We start from the raw sequence: 17,305 nt of genomic DNA on the forward strand, positions 1-17,305 counted from the left end.
CATCGCACCCCTTGAACTGGGGTGTTGCGACGACCACTAGAACCTAAGGGACGGCTCCGGCCCCTTCGCCGTGGGTCAGGCCGTCGCGGAGCGGTACTTGCGGACCGCGAGCGTACGGAAGGCGGCGATGATCAGTACCGACCAGATGACCGATGCCAGCACGGGGTGCTCCATCGGCCAGGCGTCCGACGCAGAGACGCCCGGGTTGCCGAACAGCTCGCGGCAGGCCTGGACGGTCGCGCTGAACGGGTTCCACTCGGCGATGTGCCGGAGCCAGGGCGTGAGGTTGCTGGAGTCCACGAACGCGTTCGAGATGAACGTGACCGGGAAGAGCCAGATCAGACCGCCGGAGGTGGCCGCTTCCGGCGTACGCACGGACAGGCCGATGAGCGCGCCGATCCACGAGAAGGCATAGCCGAGCAGGAGCAGGAGGGCGAAGGCGCCCAGTGCCTTGGGGATGCCCTCGTGGATCCGCCAGCCCACCAGCAGGGCGACGACGACGAGCACGACGACGGTGAGCGCCGTCTGTACGAGGTCGGCGAGCGTACGGCCGGTGAGTACCGCGCCGCGTGCCATGGGCAGCGAGCGGAACCGGTCGATGAGGCCCTTGTGCATGTCGTCGGCGATGCCCGCGCCGGCGCCCGCCGTGGCGAAGGTCACGGTCTGGGCGAAGATGCCGGCCATCAGGAACTCGCGGTACACCTCCGGGGCGGTGGAGTTCCCGATCTGCATGGAGCCGCCGAAGACATAACTGAAGAGCACCACGAACATGACCGGCTGGATCATGCCGAAGATGATCATCTCGGGGATCCGGGTCATCCGGATCAGGTTGCGCTTGGCGACGACGAGCGAGTCGTTCACCGACTGTCCGATGCCGCCGCGCGGCCTGGGCGCCGCGATCGGGGCTGCTTCCACCTGGGTGCTCACTTCACCGTCTCCTTCCTGGGCGCCCGGTCGGCGCCGTCACCCTCGCCGTTGCCCTCGTCCGCCGCCTCCGCCACGTGGCCGGTCAGCGAGATGAAGACGTCGTCGAGAGTGGGGCGGCGCAGGCCGATGTCGTCGATCTCCACGCCACGGGTGTCGAGGTCGCGGATGACCTCGGCGAGCAGCTTGGCGCCGCCGGTGACCGGGACGGTGAGCTTGCGGGTGTGCTCGGCGACGGCGACCTCGCCCTTGCCGTAGGAGGCGAGCACCTCGCGCGCGGCGGTGATCTGCTCGGGCTCGTGCACGACGACCTCGACGCGCTCGCCGCCGGTGCGGGCCTTGAGCTGGTCGGCGGTGCCGCGGGCGATGACCTTGCCGTGGTCGACGACGCATATGTCGTCGGCCAGGTGGTCGGCCTCCTCCAGATACTGCGTGGTCAGCAGCAGTGTCGTACCGCCGCCGACGAGTTCCTGGATGACCTCCCACAGCTGCTGCCGGTTGCGCGGGTCGAGACCGGTCGTGGGCTCGTCCATGAACATCACGGGCGGCGAGACGACCAGGGCCGCCGCCAGGTCGAGCCTGCGGCGCATACCACCGGAGTACGTCTTGGCGGGGCGGTCGGCGGCCTCGGCCAGATTGAAGCGCTCGAGGAGCTGCAGCGCCCGGGCCTTCGCGTCGCGGGCGCTCAGCTGGTAGAGCTGCCCGACCATCTGGAGGTTCTCCCGGCCGGTCAGATACTCGTCGACGGCGGCGAACTGACCGGACAGGCCGATGGACCTGCGCACCTCGTTGGGGTGCTTGAGGACGTCGATGCCGGCGACGACGGCGGAGCCGCTGTCGGGCTGGAGCAGGGTGGTCAGCACGCGCACGGTGGTGGTCTTGCCGGCGCCGTTGGGGCCGAGAAGTCCCAGGACCGTACCTTCGGGGACGTCGAGATCGACGCCGTCCAGTGCCCTTACATCGCCGAAGGTCTTCACCAGACCTTCGGCGTAGATGGCGCCTGGCATAGGGGTCTCCCAAGTTGAAGAGGATGGGTGTTCGGTGCGGAAGGCGCAGTTCGTCCAGCCCCCCGCGCGCATGGCGGGAACATGGCAGGGCCCCCCACAGTAACGCGATATATCGCGTCACTCAAGATGTGTCGCGTCAGCCGTCACAAAGGGTGTCGCGACATCTGGGCCGGTCCTCCGCACAGCGAAAGCGCGCGGAAACCACCGCGACCGCCCCGCAGGAGCACTCAGCCCATCACCGTGTAACCCTCGGCGCGCAGCGTCGCCGCGACCTCCTCGCAGTGCTCGGGCCCCTTGGTCTCCAGGTGCAGCTCCACCTCCACCTCCGTGAGCCCGAGCCGTGGATCGGTCCGTACATGACTCACATCGAGAACATTGGCATCCGCCACTGACAACAGCCCCAGTAGACCGGCGAGCGCACCCGGCCGGTCCGTCAGACGCAGCCGCAGCGACAGGTACCGCCCCGCTGCGGCCATGCCGTGCCGCAGGATGCGCTGCATCAGCAGCGGGTCCACATTGCCGCCCGACAACAGGGCGACAACCGGGCCCTCGAAAGACCTCGGATCGCTCAACAGCGCCGCCACCGTGCTCGCCCCGGCCGGCTCGACCACCATCTTGGCCCGCTCGAGACAGAGCAGCAGCGCACTGGAGAGCGCGTCCTCGGAGACCGTACGGACCTCCTCCACCAGATCGCCAATGATTTTGAAGGGCACGTCACCGGGACGCCCCACCTTGATGCCGTCCGCCATCGTCGACGGCTGAAGGATCGACACCGGACGCCCGGCGGCCAGCGAGGGCGGATACGCGGCCGCGCCCTCGGCCTGCACACCGATCACCTTCACATCGGGACGCAGCGTCTTCACCGCGACCGCGATGCCCGCCGCCAGACCGCCGCCGCCGATCCCGACGAGGATCGTCCGCACCTGGGGGCACTGCTCGAGGATCTCCAGGCCCACCGTGCCCTGCCCGGCGATGATGTCGGGGTGGTCGAAGGGGTGGATGAGGACCGCGCCCGTCTCGCGCGCGTAGTCCTCCGCAGCGGCCAGCGTCTCGTCCACCACCTGCCCCTGCAGCCGGACATCGGCCCCGTACTCCCTGGTCGCGGCCACCTTCGGCAGCGGGGCGCCGACCGGCATGAAGACCGTGGACCGCACACCCAGCAGCGACGAGGCCAGCGCCACGCCCTGCGCGTGGTTGCCCGCGGACGCGGCGACGACGCCTGCGGCCCGCTCCTCGGGCCGCAGGCCGGCGATCCGCACGTACGCGCCCCTCAGCTTGAACGACCCGGTGCGCTGCAGGTTCTCGCACTTGAGGTGGACCGGCGCCCCCACCAGCTGCGACAGGTGCCTGCTGCCCTCCATCGGCGTGACTCTGGCGACGCCGGACAGCATCTTCTGCGCGCCCCGGATGTCGTCGAGGATCACGGAAGGAAGGATCTCGGGCGTACGGAAACTCATGCTGCCAAGTCTGGCAGTTCGGACGCGCCGGAGCCGTACCGTCCGCATCCCGGGCCCCGGCCCGTGGTACGCCCCCAGGACGCTCCCTCCCGCACACGGCCGGGACAGGGGCCGTACCGGATTGTGCAGCGCAGGTACGCACGGCCCCGGGGCCGCGTACTGTGTCCCCCACCAACCGACCACCGCACAAGAGAGCCCCCGCAGCCATGCCCACTTCTCAGGACATGACGACCACTGCGTCTGCCTCTCGGGGGAACCCCACCTCCGAACCGCCCGGCGGCCCCGGTCTCCTCGATGTCCTCCAGCACCAGGTGGCCCTCTTCGCCCGCCGTGCGGAACAGACCCGGCTCGGTGGAGTCGGCCAGGTCCGCAACTCGATGGACCGCGCCGCGTACCTGCTGCTCAACCGCCTCGACCTCGAAGGCCCGATGGGCGTCAAGGCGCTCGCCGCAGGAATGGGCATCGACTCCTCGACCGTGACCAGGCAGGTCGCGCCGCTCGTCGACACAGGCCTGGTCAAACGCACCTCGCACCCGGAGGACGGCCGCGCCGTCGTGCTCCAGCTGTCCCCGCGCGGCCTCGCCAGGCTCGAAGAGGTCCGGGACTCGCGCCGGGAACTGATGGCACAGGTCACGGACGGCTGGACGGAGAGCGAGCGCGAATCGTTCTGCACTCTGCTCACCCGCTTCAACAACTCCCTCTCCGCCAGGGCCGCGGGCCTTGCGGCCGGTGAGGGCGATACGCCGCAGACCTCTTGACCCACGGCCGTCATCTGGCCCTATATGAGGACGTGAGCGAGCGGAATTCGGCCATGGACCGCCGCCGTGCCCATGAGTTCGAGGCCTTCGTGGCGGGCGCGGCAGGCCGGCTGCTGCACGCCGCGACGCTGCTCACCGCCGAGCCCGCCACCGACAACCCGCACGCCCAGCGGCTGCTGACCGGCGTCCTGGCCCGTACGTACGCGGACTGGGACCGGCGGCGCGACGAAGACCCGTACAACCGCACCCGCGAGGAACTGGCCGCCCGCTTCGCCCGCAGCGCCTGGCGCTACCACCGGGTGCGCGGCGGGGTCCTGGACCGCCTCTCCCCTCAGGAACGCCTGATCCTCGTGCTGCGCCTCCACGAAGGCGTCGCCGAGGAGCAGACGGCGGCGATCATCGGGCTACCGGCGGACCGGGTGCGGGCCATCTGCAGCCGGGCCGTCTCCACCATGCGCAGCGCCCCGCGCACCCACCGCCCGGCCGTGCTTCGGGCGGCGTCGTGAACGGCCCCGAGCGCAAGGAGGACGAGGTCCGGCGGCTGATGGACGGCCCGCACCCGGTCGTCCCCGCCGACCTCGGCCCCCGCGCGGCCGCGATCGGTGCACGGCTGCTGCGCCGCCACCGGATCGCGCGCCGGGCGTGGCTCCTGCTGCTGGTCGCCGCCGTGATCGCGTGCACGGTGTGGGCGACGGTGACCGAGCCCTGGGCAGTGCCCCCGTCGAACACCACACCGCCGCTCGAAGGCTGGTGACCGTCGCGTCGGTCCCACGCATCGGGTCCGTCCCGCCGTCGGGTCCCCGGCTCGCGCCGGGCACCCGACGGGACGTGGGGCAGTTGTCAGCCCAGAGCCTGCTGCAGATCCGCCAGCAGATCGTCGGCCGCCTCGATGCCCACGGACAGCCGGACCAGATCCGCCGGCACCTCCAGCGCGGAACCCACGACCGACGCGTGCGTCATCCGGCCCGGGTGCTCGATCAGCGACTCCACCCCGCCCAGCGACTCACCCAGCGTGAAGAGCTTCGCCCGGTTGCAGACCTCGACCGCCGCCTGCTCGCCGCCCTGGACACGGAACGAGACCATGCCGCCGAACGCCCGCATCTGCTTCGCCGCGACCTCGTGCCCGGGGTGCTCCGGCAGCCCCGGGTACAGGACCTCGACGACCTTCGGATGCCGCGTCAGCATCTCCGCGACCCGCGCCGCGTTCTCGCTGTGCCGGTCCATGCGGACCGGCAGCGTCTTGATGCCCCGCAGCACCAGCCACGCGTCGAACGGCCCGGCGACCGCGCCCATCGCGTTCTGGTGGTACGCCAGCTCCTCACCCAGATCGGCGTCCGCGGCGATCAACCCGCCGCCCACGACGTCCGAGTGGCCGCCCATGTACTTCGTCAGCGAGTGCACGACGACGTCCGCGCCGAGCGAGATCGGCTGCTGCAGATACGGGCTGGCAAAAGTGTTGTCGACGACGAGCTTCGCGCCCGCCGTGCGCGCGATGTCCGCGACCGCGGCGATGTCGGTGATGCCGAGCAGCGGGTTCGACGGCGTCTCGACCCAGATCACCTTCGTACGGTCGGTGACCGATCCACGCACCGCCGCCGGATCGGAGGTGTTCGCCACGGAGAAGTCCACACCCCACCGCTCGACCACCTTGGCGAAGAGCCGGAACGTGCCGCCGTACGCGTCGTTCGGAATCACCACATGGTCGCCGGGACGCAGCAGCGTACGCAGCAGGCAGTCCTCCGCCGCGAGCCCGGACGCGAAGGCAAGGCCCCGCCGGCCGCCCTCGATGGCGGCAAGGTTCTCCTCCAGCGCGGTGCGCGTGGGATTGGCGCTGCGGCTGTACTCGTAACCACCGCGCAGACCGCCCACGCCGTCCTGCTTGTAGGTGGACACCTGGTAGATCGGCGGGACGACCGCGCCCGTCTGCGGATCCGCCGTGTTGCCCGCATGGATGGCGCGGGTCTCGAAGCTGTGCAAGCCATGGTCGCTCATGAGGCCAGAGCGTAGTCCCGGACGAGGACGGTCGTGGCCCCCCACCGCATGCGTCCGGGACAATGGGGGGCATGGAGATTCTCTGGTTCCTGATCGCACTGTGCATGCTGGTCGTGGTCATCGGCCCCTTCATACGAAGCCGCCGCAACCGCGTCCAGCTCGCCCAGCCCGGTGCGCCGGACGCCGCCGACCCGGAAACGTACGGCTTCGTACGCCAGGAAATGCTGGACGTCCGGACACCCGGACCGGACCAGGACCTCGTCGACGTACTGGAAGTCGTCCAGCGCACCCAGGAGTGGAAGGCCGCCGCGCAGCTGCTCGCCGGCACGCCCAAGGAGGGCGAGCAGCGCTGGCAGCGCGTCCAGGCATTCGCCGGCGCCGCCTCCCTCGAACTCGCCCAGCAGCCCGGCGTCGGCGGCGCATGGCTGCGCAACTGGCGCTCCGAGGCACCGAAGGACGCGGGCGCGGCGCAGGTGCACGCCGAGTTCCTCGTCCAGCAGGCGTGGCGCACCTCCACCCCGGGCTCGGACGAGTTCCGGATCATCCTCGAGGAGGCCGGGAAGGTCTGCGGCGAGGCCGCGCTCCTCGCCCCGGGCGACCCCGTCCCGTACATCACGGAGCTGGCCGTCGCCCGCGGACTGGGCCACACCCATGAGCAGTTCGACCAGCTGTGGGCCAAGGTCATCGACCGCGCGCCGAATCACATGGGCGCCCACCTGGCCGCGCTGCACCACCTGTGCGAGAAGTGGCACGGCTCCCGCGAGGAGGCCGACCACTTCGCCACCACCGCCGCGGCCCGCGCCCCGCAGGGATCGCTGCTGGCCGCCCTCCCGCTCTTCGCCGTCTACGAGCACCTGCCCGAAGTGAACCTCGTGAACTCCTTCTGGCAGAGCGCGGTGGTCACCAAGGCCATGGAGGGGGCGCTGTACGCGGTGCACTCCGCCCGCTCCGACGACCCGATGCTCGCGCACGTACGCCACCTGCTCATCGTCTTCCTGGTGAACTCCGAGCGCTGGGCCGAGGCGATGCACCAGCTCGTACGGGTCGACGGCCACGTCGGGGCGCTCCCCTGGACGACCGAGCCCGACCCGGCCGCGGCGTACGCGGTCTACCGTGCCCTGGCGGTCGCCGGCTACGAGGCGAACGGCGGCAGTCCGGCGACGCTGCCGCACTGAACCGGTGCGCGTGCACCGAGCCGGTGCGCGTGCACCGAGCCGGCGCGTGTCGACAGCGCCGCTGTGCGTGCACCGAGCCGATGCACGGCGCCGCCGAGGAATTCCGGACGGCACCGGGACGTTGTTCCCGGTGCCGTCACCGTGAAGGAGATCCAGCCATGCTCTTCGGCCGTACACCCGTGCTGCCCACCCCCGAGCAGGCCCTCAAGGGCCGCCCGGAGCCGACCTTCACGGTCCCCGACCGCCACACCGTCCTCGGCAACCCCCTGCTCGGCCCCTACCCCGAGCACCTGGAGACGGCGGACTTCGCACTGGGCTGCTTCTGGGGCGCGGAGCGCAAGTTCTGGCAGACGCCGGGCGTGTGGACGACCCTTGTCGGCTACCAGGGCGGCTACACCGAGAACCCGACGTACGAAGAGGCCTGCTCGGGCCTGACCGGCCACACGGAAGCGGTCCGCGTCGTCTTCGACCCGTCCATCGTCTCGTACGAATCGCTGCTGAAGCTCTTCTGGGAGTCACACAACCCGACCCAGGGCTTCCGCCAGGGCAACGACGTCGGCACCCAGTACCGCTCCGGCGTCTACAGCCACTCCCCCGCCCAGGCCGCGGCGGCGAAGTCGTCCCGCGACGCCTACCAGAAGGTCCTGACCGGCTCGGGCTACGGCACGATCACCACGGAGATCCTCCCGGCGGACGGCCGCCCCTTCTACCCGGCCGAGGCCTACCACCAGCAGTACCTCGACAAGAACCCGGCAGGTTACTGCGGCATCGGCGGGACGGGCGTGAGCTGCCCGATCGGTGTGGCGAAGGCCCCGCCGGCGGATGCCTGAGGACCTCGCACCCCTCGCACCCACCACGCCGGTCCCGAAGAACTGAGGGGCCGGCAGCGGGTGTTGTGTGATCGTCCGCCGTTGCAAGGTCGGCCGGTCCGTGGGTGTGCCCCGGCGGCCGGCGCCGGGACAATGACGGGACCGAGAACGCGCACCGGGAACAAAAAGGGGACCTCCATGCTGTTCGCCAGAGGCCGGGATCTGCGTCTGCCCACCCCCGACGAGGCGCCTCCGGGTCGCCCCGCGCCCGCGTACGAGATACCGGAGCGGCATGCCGTTCTGGGGACCCCGCTGCAAGGACCCCGGCCCCAGGGGCTCGAGGTCGGCGACTTCGCCCTCGGCTGCTTCTGGGGCGCCGAGCGCAGGTTCTGGCAGACGGCGGGGGTCTGGACCACCGTGACCGGCTTCCAGGGCGGCTTCACCCCGAACCCGGTCGACGACGAGATACGGACCGGGCTGACCGGGCACGCGGAGACCGTACGCGTGGTGTTCGACCCGGCGAAGGTGTCCTACTACGACCTGCTGAAACTCTTCTGGGAGTCGCACGACCCCACCCAGGGCTTCCGCCAGGGCAACGACGTCGGCACCCACGTCAGGTCGGTCCTGTTCACTCACTCCCCCGGCCAGGCCGCCGCGGCGGAGGCGTCCCGCGACACGTACCAGAAGGCCCTGTCCCTCTCGGGACACGGCCGGATCACCACGGAGGTTCTCCCGGCCGACGAGCATCCGTTCTACCCGGCACGGGCGTACCACCAGCAGTATCTGGACCGGAACCCGTCGGGCTACTGCGGGCTCGGCGGGACGGGCGTCAAGCTGAGTGCCCCATCGGAAACGAACGGGGAACGCTCCCGCCCGACCGGGAACGCGCCTGCGGAGGACTGACTCCAAAGCGGCCGTCAGCCCAGGTAGGGCCGTTCCCGGTCTTCCAGGAAGTGCCGGATGGGAAGTCGCTGAGTGTGGTGCATGGGGAGATCAGCGACATCGTCCGGGTCGATGAACCTCAGCTCGGCTCGGTGGACTCGTGCGAGATCTCGAGTTGCCCACCACTCACACGGGCTGTGACGCACACGTTGAACTCTCGGCGCACCTCCCCGTCCGTGCAGGCGATCACGTGTCGGGGATCGGTGTAGGTACCGACCAGCCCGGTGATCTCCACGTCGAGTCCCGTCTCCTCCTTGACCTCCCGCACTGCCGTGCCGGGGAGGGAGTCGGTCATCTCCATGCCGCCGCCCGGCAGTGCCCACAGGTCGTTGTCGCGTCGGCGCTGGAGCAGGATGCGCCCCTGCTCGTCGGTGCGGCGGCGCCCACAGCGATCCGTACGGAGCAGCCTTCGGCAGCGCGCTACCCAGAAGATGGTTGGGACGGGGGTTTTGGGAGCGCGCCGGTACTTGCCTCTCGTGCTGGTCGGCTCTGAGTAAGTGATCACGGCCCCGGACTCCTGATCTCCGACCCCCGCCGCAAAAGGACCGCCAGGGTAGGTCCGGAGCGCCGCAGGCGTAACCCCGCCACCGAAGGCGCTGCCGCGTACCTCGCTGTCCGCCGGCCTCACCACCGAAACCGACTGCCCGAGAGGACCCAACACCTGATGTCCATATGGCCTTCGATCGTTGCCGTACTCGGTACCCTCGCCGGAGCCCTGACCGCCGGACTCCTCCAGCACCGTTCGGCACGCACCGCACGCGCCGAGGAGCGCGTCGACAGCCACCGCCAGGACCAGCTCGGCGCCGTCACCGACTTCGCGGCCGCCCTGGACGCGCACCGCTCGGCGATGTTCCATCGAGAGCGTCTGGCCCTGACCGAGGCAGGCACCAAGCACCAGTTGGAGGCCCAGACGAGGTCCCACGACACCCGGGCGGCAATCACCGCTCCCCACATCCGCCTTCAGATCCTGGTCCCCGAGCTGGCCGGTCCCGCCCAGCAGGCCGCAGATGCCACGTACGCGCTGCGCAAGGCCATCGACCGGGCCGAGCTGGACGCCCGGCGGCATGCGGCCAAGGAAGCATCCGTCGCCTTCATCGCCGCGGCCGCCACGCTGCTGAGCCCCGACAACCGCTGACTGAGTCGACCACTGCCGGCGTTCTGCCGTCCGGTCGTGCCGGTCCCATACGCCCTGCAACACTCGTGCGCCGGGCTTCTCGGGCGTCTCCTGCCCGACCGGTGTCGCCGAGTCCACCGGCGGGTGATCGTCCCGCGACGATCCGCTGCCGGAGCCATCGAGACCGTCATCGACGTCGGGAGCACCCTCGCCGACACCCTTGACCGCATCATGCTCGGACCTGGCTGACCTTCCCGTGCTGGAACGTCCACAGCATGAGCTCTCGGGCGGGGCGGCATGGACGCGCTCCGGCCATCGAGGTGCGCTGGACCCGGTCGCACGTCGGCGCCCGCTTGGTTTCTCCGGGCCAGGCACGGCGGGTGGCGCTTGGCCGGCGGCGGTCAGCCTGCCGTGCGGCCCGTGAGGGGCTCGCCGGGGGTGAGGCACCAGGTCAGGACCGAGGGCCAGGGGCCGTAGCCCGCGTCGAGGTCGAGGTGCGCGCCGCCGGGGATGACGTCGGTGTCCAGGTCCAGGAGGCGGCCGAAGTGCCGGGCCGCGCCGCCCGGGCAGTAGGGGTCGTCGTCGCCTGCCACGAGGCGTGTGACCGCCGCGGCGGCCCGGACCTCTGGGCCGGAGACCTGGAGCGGGGCGAAGCCGGCGACCTCCTCGTGCGCCACGATCACCTCGAGGGACGGGGGTGCGACGAGCAGGACCCGGTCGGCCCGTATGCCTCCTCGTGCGGCTGCGTGCAGCCACAGCAGGACGGCCAGACTGTGGCAGACGACGACCCGTTCCGGCCGTCCCTCCTCCGGTTCCGGTCCGAGGTGGTCGTGGAGGTGCTTCAGCCACACCTCGAGGTCGGGGCTGTCCGGGTCGGGGAGTTGAGGGTAGGTGACGGCGTGGCCGCGGGCCGTCAGTTCGTCTGCCAGCCAGTGCTGCCAGTGGCCCGTCGGCCTGCGGTTCTGCCAGCCGTGGAGGATCAGGAACGACGGCGGAAGGGCCGAGAGGGCGGCCTGGGGCGAGGTCATGGAGTGATCGTCGGGGTTCGCGCCCCTTCAGGTCCAGTACGTTCCGGCCCGTGGACATGGCGTACGGGGTCGCACTAACCGCCCGTCCGAAAGAACCTCCGGCCCCGATCCGGCATGCCCGCAGGTGCAGTGGCGCCCGTACCCGGTGCCCAGGCCTGCGGAAACGGGGTGAGCGGCTGGAGCGTCCGGGGGCCGTGTGGGTGGCGTGAGTGCGGGCCTCTGCCCGTGGCGAATCTGCTGCGGGCAGAGGTTTCTGACAGAGCGGCGGGGGCGGGCGGACAGTGGGTGGACCGCGGCGGCCACCGTCGTGGTCCACCACGAGGAGGCCCCGATGTCACCCCTTGCCCCGTACCCGTACGGACCCCTTCCGCGTGCCGCCGACGGGGACACGCCCCCGTCGCGGTTCGACGACCATCTGGCCGCGCAGCTGCTGGCACAGCGGATCGTGTTCCTGGGAACCCAGGTCGACGAGGTGTCCGCGAACCGGGTGTGTGCGCAGATGCTGCTGCTGTCCGCCGAGGATCCGCAAAGCGACATCAGTCTCTACATCAACAGTCCGGGCGGGTCGGTGACCGCCGGGCTGGCGATCTACGACACGATGCGGCTGATCCCCAACGACGTGTCGACACTCGCGATGGGGTTCGCCGCGAGCATGGGGCAGTTCCTGCTCACCGTCGGGACGGCCGGCAAACGCTTCGCGCTGCCGAACGCGCGGATCATGATGCACCAGCCGTCGGCCGGCATCGGCGGCACGGCGGCGGACATCGCGATCCAGGCGGAGAACCTCGAGTTCACGAAGAAGGCCGTCGAGCTGATCACCGCGGAGCACACCGGCCGGAGCGAGGAGACGATCTCGCGCGACAGCGACCGCGACCGCTGGTTCACGGCCGAGCAGGCCAAGGAGTACGGCATGGTCGACCACGTCGTCGAGTCGCTGGCGGACGTCCGGCCGGCCGGACCGCGGCGGCGCATCGGACTGGGGAGCTGACATGAGCAGGTACACGATCCCGAACGTCGTCGAGCGCACCCCCCAGGGTGAGCGGTCCTACGACGTGTTCAGCCGGCTGCTGTCCGAACGGATCATCTTCCTGGGCACGGAGATCGACGACGATGTGGCGAACGTCGTCATCGCGCAGCTGCTCCATCTGGAGTCGTCCGGCCCGGACACGGAGATCGCGATCTACATCAACTCGCCGGGCGGCTCGTTCACTTCGCTGATGGCCATCTACGACACGATGACGTTCGTGCGTGCGCCGATCTCGACGTTCTGCGTCGGCCAGGCTGCGTCGACGGCGGCGGTGCTGCTGGCGGGCGGGGATCCGGGGCGGCGTTTCGTCCTGGAGCACGCGCGGGTGCTGCTGGGGCAGCCGGTGAGCGGCGGCCGGCAGGGCACGGTCTCCGACCTGAGCCTGCAGGCCAAGGAGATGCTGCGGATCCGGTCCCAGGTGGAGGATGTGCTGTCCCGGCACACGCGTCACGACGTGGCGGCCCTCCGCGCGGACATGGACCGGGACAAGGTGTTCACGGCGCACGAGGCCGTGTCGTACGGCCTCGCGGACGAGGTGCTGAGCCGGCGGGCGATGGTCGTCTGACCGGCCGTCACGCGGCGAGGCGTACGTTGCCGCGGAGTGCGGCCCGCGCGGGCCGGCCGAGCCGGGCCGTGGTGGAGCGGACCGGGCGGACGAGCTCGCGGTGGGACAGGGCGAGCAGGTCCACGAGCCCGAAACCGAGCGCGTGCGCGGCGGCCGCGAGGACCTCGGAGGAGGCCTCCTTGCGGCCGCGCTCAAGCTCGGAGAGGTAGGGCACGGAGATCCTGGCGGCCTCGGCCACGTCCTTGAGGGTGCGCTCCTGCGCCAGCCGTTCGCGCCGCAGGACTCCGCCGACGACGTGCCGCCACAAGGGCTCCTTCGCGGCGGCGTCCGGCGCAGGAGTCGCGGCCGGGCGCAAGGGAACGACACGGGCTCGGTTCGTCTCGTCGCTGCTCACTCCTCCAGACTAGAAGCGTCTCAACGGCCCGTGCAGCAACCGCGGTTGCGCCCGGGGCGAAACCCGGGCGGCGACGCGGAGAAGCGGATCGCCTTCTGCGGCGTGACGCGGACGATCAGCCGCACCTCTTCGTCCTTCTGCGACGGCGGTTCCTGGCCCGTGTGCTTGCGGGAGAGTTCGCGAGGGAGCCGCTTGTCGTCGTCCGGCAGCGGCTCCGCCGTGCCACGGATCTCGGCCGAGCGGTAGGGATTCGCACGGTCGTGGACGGACACGCTGACGCGGGCGTCGCGTTCCGGGTTGCGGACCTTCCGGCGGCGGGCCGTGGTGGACATGAGCAGTGCGTCGCCGTCCCGCATGACCCACATGACCGAGGTCTGGGGTGCGCCGGCGGGACCGACGGTGGCCACGGTGGCGAAGTTCTTGCCGTCCAGCAGTCCGCGGACTCCGTCGTCGAGCACGACGGCAGAAATGTTTGCGCTCCAATCGAGCTGCGGCGATGGTCCGTTGCACTCACAACCCTGCGCTCGGCCCCGCACATTCCCGCCTACGCCTCCTGCACCTCCCGCATCCGGGCCGCCGTGAGCGAGGCGTCGTAGCCGGGCGCGACACCGTCGACGAGGATCACGTCGCCGGCCAGGTGACGGGTGCGCAGCGGGGCGATCTCCTGGTAGGCCTCCGACTCGTACCAGTCACGTGCGTCGCGCAGCGTCGGGAAGCCCAGGACGACGAGCCCGCCGGGCCACTCGCCCTCGAGGACCTCGGGGGTCGTGCCGTGGACGAGGAAGGCACCTCCGTACGGCGCGAAGGTCGACTGGATGCGCTCCATGTACTCGAAGACCTCGTCGTCGAGGCGGGCGGCGGGCCGGAGGTGGGCGACGGCGTACGCGGTCATGGTGTCCTCCCGGACGTCAGCGGTTGCTGCGATGTCCCCGAGGCTGCCCGGAGGGCGGGCACCCGTCGATTACCCGAGAGGTAATCGACGGGTGCCGCTCGGTTCAGATGCTGGCCGCGTCGATCACGAACCGGTAGCGCACATCACTCGCGAGCACCCGCTCGTAGGCCTCGTTGATCTGATCGGCCCTGATCAGCTCGATCTCGGCGCCCAGCCCGTGCTCTGCGCAGAAGTCGAGCATCTCCTGGGTCTCGGCGATCCCACCGATCATGGATCCGGCGAGGGTCTTGCGTCCGCCGATGACCGAGAACAGGTTGAGGGAGATCGGCTCCTCGGGCGCGCCGACGTTGACGAGTGCGCCGTCCGTCTTCAGCAGGGCGAGGTAGGCGCCGAAGTCCAGGGGCGCGGAGACGGTCGAGATGATCAGGTCGAAGGTGCCGGCCAGCTTCTCGAAGGTCTTCGGGTCGCTGGTGGCGTAGTAGTGGTCGGCGCCCAGCTTCAGACCGTCCTCCTGCTTGCGCAGGCTCTGGCTGAGCACGGTGACCTCGGCGCCGAGCGCGTGCGCGATCTTCACGCCCATGTGGCCGAGGCCGCCGAGCCCGACGACGGCGACGTTCTTGCCGGGGCCGGCCTTCCAGTGGCTGAGCGGCGAGTAGAGGGTGATGCCGGCGCACAGCAGCGGAGCGGCTTCGTCGAGGGCGAGAGCGTCGGGGATGCGGACGGTGTAGTTCTCGTCGACGACGATGTGTGTGGAGTAGCCGCCGTAGGTGGGCTCCCCGTTCCTGTCCAGGGCGTTGTAGGTGCCGGTCATGCCCTGGGTGCAGTACTGCTCCAGGCCCTGCCTGCAGTATTCGCACTCCCGGCAGGAGTCGACGAAGCAGCCGACCCCGACCCGGTCACCGGCCGTGAACCTGGTGACGCCCGCGCCCACTTCGGTGACGACACCGGCGATCTCGTGGCCGGGCACCATCGGGAATATGCCCTCTCCCCAGCCGTCACGTGCCTGGTGGATGTCGGAGTGACAGATGCCGGCGAACTTGATCTCGATGAGAACGTCGTGCTCGCCGACGGCGCGGCGCGGGACGGTGGTCCGCTCCAGCGGGGCGTTGGCGGCGGGAGCGGCGTATGCGGAAACGTTCGTGGTCATGGCGTCGAGCCTGCTGGAGCCGTGGCGTGCCACCCAGCCCTCTGTTGTGCATACGTCTGCTGTGCCTACCACTGGCAGGGTCAGGCGGGCGCTCCGACGTCGGCGGAGGGCGATGAATACTTGAGGGTATGGACCAGCGTGCGGAGCTCAGCGAATTCCTCCGGTCCCGGCGGGCCCGGCTCAAGCCGGAGGATGTCGGGCTGCCCGATTTCGGCCGCCCTCGCCGCGTGCCGGGGCTGCGCCGTGAGGAGCTGGCGCAGCTGGCAGGGGTCTCCGTCGCGTATTACACACGTCTCGAGCAGGGCAACGGCCGGAACGTCTCCACGGAGGTGCTGGACTCGATCGCCCGCGCTCTGCGCCTGTCGGACACCGAGCACTCGCATCTGACGCATCTGGCCGGTCCGAAGACGAAGAAGAAGCGGAATTCGCCGGCGCGCCGGCAGAAGGTGCGGCCGGGGCTGCAGCATCTGCTCGACTCCCTGGACACGGTGCCCGCCTACCTCCTGGGCCGCCGCTTGGATGTCCTGGCGTGGAACCGGATGGCCCGCGCGCTGCTCGGCGACTTCGCCGCGATGGCGCCGGAAGAGCGCAACATGGCACGCATGGTCTTTCTCGACCCGGGCGCGCACGATCTCCACCTCGACTGGCAGTTCAAGGCGGTCGAGGTGGTGAGCGTGCTGAGGCTGTGCGCCGGCTGCTACCCGGACGATCCTCAGCTGTCGGCGCTGGTGGGCGAGCTGTCGGTCAAGAGCGAGGAGTTCCGGGCGCTGTGGGCCGCCCACACGGTGCAGGAGAAGGGCCATGGCACCAAGCGGCTGCACCATCCGCTGGTGGGCGAGATGACGCTCGCGTACGAGACGCTGAAGCTGCCCGACGACCATGATCTGGCCCTGGTCACCTACCACGCCGAGCCCGGTTCGCGGTCCGAGGAGTCGTTGCGACTGCTGGCGGGCTGGGGCGTGGACGAGAAGGCCGATGCCGCCGAGGTGTGAGGCTCAGAGCTTGACGTGGAAGTAGCCGATGTCCCGCTCGCGGGCGTAGCCGAGCCGGTCGTTGACGGCGAGCATGGGGCCGTTCTCGTCGGCGACGGTCGTGGCGGTCTCCCGTACGCGGGGGCGCTCGGCGGCCACGACGCCCATCATGTGGCGCTTGACCGCCCGTCCGAGGCCCCGGCCGCGATGGGCGGGCACGACGACCGTGTCGTACTGCACGGCCCGGACGTCCGAGGGGTCGCGCAGCACCAGTTCGGTGTACGCGGCGACGGTGTCGACGTCGTCCGCGGTGTGCAGTACCGCCGAGGAGAGGATGACGCCGCCGCGGTCCTCGATCACCCGGGCCGCCGTCCGCACCCGGGCCGCGTCCCACCGGGGGGCACTGCGGTCCACGTCTCCCATGGGCGCGTCCTCCATGGCGTTGTGGGCCTCGGCGAAGGCGTCGGCGAGTGCGCCGGGTACGACCCCGGTCCAGTGGGTGTAGGAGTACCCGTCGGGCAGGTCGGGCAGCATCGGGTGGGCGGCGAGTGCGTCCTGGATGTTCTGGACGTACCAGGCCAGCGGCAGGGCGCTCTCGAAGCCGTGGCGGGCGGCGAACGGCCGGCCCGGGCCGTCGAGTTCCAGGACGGTGGAGACCGATGTGCGGCCGTCCGCGACGAGTTCCCGGCGCAGGGCGTCCCAGAGCCGGCTGCCGACACCGCGTCGCCTGGCTCCCGGGTGCACGGCCAACTGGTCGAGGAAGGCGGTGTGCCGGTTGCTCTCGTCGGTGAACAGAACCAGCGTGGCCACGCCGTCGTACGAGCCGTCGGCGGCCACGGCCGCACGGTGGACGGCCCGCGAGTTCACCGAGGGGATCCGCAGTTTGCCGTCGGTCTCGACGCGACCCGGCGGGGGCACGTGCGCGGGCAGGTCGTGGGTGTGTGCTGCACGGACCACGGTGTGCCAGGCGTCGACGGCGGAACCGGAAAGCGGCCCGGTGAGGCGGGTGATCGTCATGTCGGGACCGTACGTCCCCCGCCCGCGGGGCTGCTCGGAATTACGCCCGGGAGCGACGGCCCGTGCGGAAACACGGCGGTGGGGGG

The 17,305-nt window shown here is 70.7% G+C and carries 20 protein-coding genes and 1 pseudogene; 10 read left to right on the plus strand and 11 right to left on the minus strand.

The window, feature by feature from the left end; genetic code table 11:
- Positions 1-75: 75 nt before the first annotated feature.
- From IE198_RS31365 to ilvA, 3 genes are all read right to left on the minus strand, one after another.
- Positions 76-927 carry an ABC transporter permease gene (locus IE198_RS31365; RefSeq protein WP_189892775.1) on the minus strand — a complete coding sequence of 284 codons (852 nt, stop codon included), beginning with the start codon at positions 925-927 and terminating at the stop codon, positions 76-78.
- Positions 924-1,931: an ATP-binding cassette domain-containing protein gene (locus tag IE198_RS31370; RefSeq protein WP_189892777.1), complete on the minus strand. Its 1,008-nt coding sequence runs from the start codon at positions 1,929-1,931 to the stop codon at positions 924-926. The genes IE198_RS31365 and IE198_RS31370 overlap by 4 nt, the downstream gene beginning before the upstream one ends.
- A 227-nt stretch (positions 1,932-2,158) precedes the next feature.
- Positions 2,159-3,388 (minus strand): threonine ammonia-lyase, encoded by a 1,230-nt coding sequence (gene ilvA / locus IE198_RS31375; protein WP_189892779.1) that lies wholly within the window; start codon positions 3,386-3,388, stop codon positions 2,159-2,161.
- A gap of 206 nt (positions 3,389-3,594) precedes the next feature.
- Here ilvA and IE198_RS31380 point away from each other — a divergent pair, with 206 nt between their 5' ends.
- Genes IE198_RS31380 through IE198_RS31390 form a run of 3 tightly spaced genes read left to right on the plus strand, consistent with a single transcriptional unit; the run spans position 3,595 to position 4,900 of the window.
- Positions 3,595-4,146, plus strand: a complete 552-nt coding sequence (locus tag IE198_RS31380) for a MarR family winged helix-turn-helix transcriptional regulator (RefSeq protein ID WP_189892781.1) — start codon at positions 3,595-3,597, stop codon at positions 4,144-4,146.
- Positions 4,147-4,178: 32 nt separating this feature from the next.
- Positions 4,179-4,652, plus strand: a complete 474-nt coding sequence (locus IE198_RS31385) for a sigma factor-like helix-turn-helix DNA-binding protein (protein ID WP_229834602.1) — start codon at positions 4,179-4,181, stop codon at positions 4,650-4,652.
- Positions 4,649-4,900, plus strand: a complete 252-nt coding sequence (locus IE198_RS31390; RefSeq protein WP_189892783.1) for a hypothetical protein — start codon at positions 4,649-4,651, stop codon at positions 4,898-4,900. Before IE198_RS31385 ends, IE198_RS31390 begins: the two co-directional genes overlap by 4 nt.
- A gap of 86 nt (positions 4,901-4,986) precedes the next feature.
- Here the strand turns inward: IE198_RS31390 and IE198_RS31395 are convergent, their stop codons facing one another.
- Positions 4,987-6,138 carry a cystathionine gamma-synthase gene (locus IE198_RS31395; RefSeq protein ID WP_189892786.1) on the minus strand — a complete coding sequence of 384 codons (1,152 nt, stop codon included), beginning with the start codon at positions 6,136-6,138 and terminating at the stop codon, positions 4,987-4,989.
- A 71-nt stretch (positions 6,139-6,209) separates the two neighbouring features.
- Between IE198_RS31395 and IE198_RS31400 the strand changes: the two genes are divergently transcribed.
- The 3 genes from IE198_RS31400 to msrA (IE198_RS31410) all read left to right on the plus strand — a co-directional run bounded on the left by IE198_RS31400 (position 6,210) and on the right by msrA (IE198_RS31410) (position 9,025).
- Positions 6,210-7,313, plus strand: coding sequence for a hypothetical protein (locus IE198_RS31400; protein WP_189892788.1), 1,104 nt, complete (start codon positions 6,210-6,212; stop codon positions 7,311-7,313).
- A 158-nt stretch (positions 7,314-7,471) separates the two neighbouring features.
- Positions 7,472-8,143: a peptide-methionine (S)-S-oxide reductase MsrA gene (gene msrA / locus IE198_RS31405; protein WP_189892790.1), complete on the plus strand. Its 672-nt coding sequence runs from the start codon at positions 7,472-7,474 to the stop codon at positions 8,141-8,143.
- 180 nt (positions 8,144-8,323) lie between these two features.
- Positions 8,324-9,025 (plus strand): peptide-methionine (S)-S-oxide reductase MsrA, encoded by a 702-nt coding sequence (gene msrA, locus IE198_RS31410; RefSeq protein ID WP_373300039.1) that lies wholly within the window; start codon positions 8,324-8,326, stop codon positions 9,023-9,025.
- A gap of 14 nt (positions 9,026-9,039) precedes the next feature.
- Here msrA (IE198_RS31410) and IE198_RS31415 read toward each other — a convergent pair.
- Positions 9,040-9,497: pseudogene (locus tag IE198_RS31415) on the minus strand (NUDIX domain-containing protein).
- A gap of 231 nt (positions 9,498-9,728) precedes the next feature.
- Here IE198_RS31415 and kilB point away from each other — a divergent pair.
- Entirely contained in the window at positions 9,729-10,199 is a 471-nt protein-coding gene (gene kilB / locus IE198_RS31420; RefSeq protein ID WP_189892795.1) for a plasmid transfer protein KilB, read from the plus strand.
- Between the two features lie 380 nt (positions 10,200-10,579).
- Here the strand turns inward: kilB and IE198_RS31425 are convergent, their stop codons facing one another.
- Positions 10,580-11,206 carry an RBBP9/YdeN family alpha/beta hydrolase gene (locus IE198_RS31425; RefSeq protein ID WP_189892797.1) on the minus strand — a complete coding sequence of 209 codons (627 nt, stop codon included), beginning with the start codon at positions 11,204-11,206 and terminating at the stop codon, positions 10,580-10,582.
- 331 nt (positions 11,207-11,537) lie between these two features.
- On the opposite strand from IE198_RS31425, the gene IE198_RS31430 reads away from it, so the two are divergent.
- Both IE198_RS31430 and IE198_RS31435 read left to right on the plus strand, forming a co-directional pair.
- Positions 11,538-12,194 (plus strand): ClpP family protease, encoded by a 657-nt coding sequence (locus IE198_RS31430; RefSeq protein ID WP_189892799.1) that lies wholly within the window; start codon positions 11,538-11,540, stop codon positions 12,192-12,194.
- 1 nt (position 12,195) lies between these two features.
- Entirely contained in the window at positions 12,196-12,798 is a 603-nt protein-coding gene (locus IE198_RS31435; protein WP_189892801.1) for a ClpP family protease, read from the plus strand.
- A gap of 7 nt (positions 12,799-12,805) precedes the next feature.
- Here the strand turns inward: IE198_RS31435 and IE198_RS31440 are convergent, their stop codons facing one another.
- From IE198_RS31440 to IE198_RS31455, 4 genes are all read right to left on the minus strand, one after another.
- Positions 12,806-13,192 carry a helix-turn-helix domain-containing protein gene (locus IE198_RS31440; protein WP_189892803.1) on the minus strand — a complete coding sequence of 129 codons (387 nt, stop codon included), beginning with the start codon at positions 13,190-13,192 and terminating at the stop codon, positions 12,806-12,808.
- A 20-nt stretch (positions 13,193-13,212) separates the two neighbouring features.
- The gene (locus IE198_RS31445; RefSeq protein ID WP_229834604.1) at positions 13,213-13,650 is read right to left on the minus strand and encodes a PPOX class F420-dependent oxidoreductase; all 438 of its coding nucleotides are present in this window, start codon (positions 13,648-13,650) and stop codon (positions 13,213-13,215) included.
- A gap of 86 nt (positions 13,651-13,736) precedes the next feature.
- On the minus strand, positions 13,737-14,084 hold the full coding sequence (locus IE198_RS31450; protein WP_189892805.1) for a DUF1330 domain-containing protein: 348 nt from the start codon (positions 14,082-14,084) through the stop codon (positions 13,737-13,739).
- A gap of 103 nt (positions 14,085-14,187) precedes the next feature.
- Positions 14,188-15,231: an NAD(P)-dependent alcohol dehydrogenase gene (locus IE198_RS31455; RefSeq protein ID WP_189892807.1), complete on the minus strand. Its 1,044-nt coding sequence runs from the start codon at positions 15,229-15,231 to the stop codon at positions 14,188-14,190.
- A gap of 128 nt (positions 15,232-15,359) precedes the next feature.
- On the opposite strand from IE198_RS31455, the gene IE198_RS31460 reads away from it, so the two are divergent.
- Positions 15,360-16,223 (plus strand): helix-turn-helix domain-containing protein, encoded by an 864-nt coding sequence (locus IE198_RS31460; RefSeq protein ID WP_189892809.1) that lies wholly within the window; start codon positions 15,360-15,362, stop codon positions 16,221-16,223.
- A 3-nt stretch (positions 16,224-16,226) separates the two neighbouring features.
- Here the strand turns inward: IE198_RS31460 and IE198_RS31465 are convergent, their stop codons facing one another.
- Positions 16,227-17,219, minus strand: coding sequence for a GNAT family N-acetyltransferase (locus IE198_RS31465; RefSeq protein WP_189892811.1), 993 nt, complete (start codon positions 17,217-17,219; stop codon positions 16,227-16,229).
- Between the last annotated feature and the right edge of the window lie 86 nt (positions 17,220-17,305).

Origin of the sequence: Streptomyces xantholiticus (genome assembly GCF_014651015.1) — a bacterium.
GTDB classification, from domain to species: domain Bacteria; phylum Actinomycetota; class Actinomycetes; order Streptomycetales; family Streptomycetaceae; genus Streptomyces; species Streptomyces xantholiticus.

Bases quoted from the DNA above. Each gene is read 5' to 3' on its own strand.
- IE198_RS31430 (WP_189892799.1), top strand. From the start codon at position 11,538: ATGTCACCCCTTGCCCCGTACCCGTACGGACCCCTTCCGCGTGCCGCC.
- msrA (WP_189892790.1), top strand. From the start codon at position 7,472: ATGCTCTTCGGCCGTACACCCGTGCTGCCCACCCCCGAGCAGGCCCTC.
- IE198_RS31465 (WP_189892811.1), bottom strand. From the start codon at position 17,219: ATGACGATCACCCGCCTCACCGGGCCGCTTTCCGGTTCCGCCGTCGAC.
- IE198_RS31370 (WP_189892777.1), bottom strand. From the start codon at position 1,931: ATGCCAGGCGCCATCTACGCCGAAGGTCTGGTGAAGACCTTCGGCGAT.
- IE198_RS31425 (WP_189892797.1), bottom strand. From the start codon at position 11,206: ATGACCTCGCCCCAGGCCGCCCTCTCGGCCCTTCCGCCGTCGTTCCTG.
- IE198_RS31400 (WP_189892788.1), top strand. From the start codon at position 6,210: ATGGAGATTCTCTGGTTCCTGATCGCACTGTGCATGCTGGTCGTGGTC.
- IE198_RS31455 (WP_189892807.1), bottom strand. From the start codon at position 15,231: ATGACCACGAACGTTTCCGCATACGCCGCTCCCGCCGCCAACGCCCCG.
- IE198_RS31460 (WP_189892809.1), top strand. From the start codon at position 15,360: ATGGACCAGCGTGCGGAGCTCAGCGAATTCCTCCGGTCCCGGCGGGCC.
- IE198_RS31380 (WP_189892781.1), top strand. From the start codon at position 3,595: ATGCCCACTTCTCAGGACATGACGACCACTGCGTCTGCCTCTCGGGGG.
- ilvA (WP_189892779.1), bottom strand. From the start codon at position 3,388: ATGAGTTTCCGTACGCCCGAGATCCTTCCTTCCGTGATCCTCGACGAC.
- IE198_RS31450 (WP_189892805.1), bottom strand. From the start codon at position 14,084: ATGACCGCGTACGCCGTCGCCCACCTCCGGCCCGCCGCCCGCCTCGAC.
- kilB (WP_189892795.1), top strand. From the start codon at position 9,729: ATGTCCATATGGCCTTCGATCGTTGCCGTACTCGGTACCCTCGCCGGA.
- IE198_RS31435 (WP_189892801.1), top strand. From the start codon at position 12,196: ATGAGCAGGTACACGATCCCGAACGTCGTCGAGCGCACCCCCCAGGGT.
- IE198_RS31395 (WP_189892786.1), bottom strand. From the start codon at position 6,138: ATGAGCGACCATGGCTTGCACAGCTTCGAGACCCGCGCCATCCATGCG.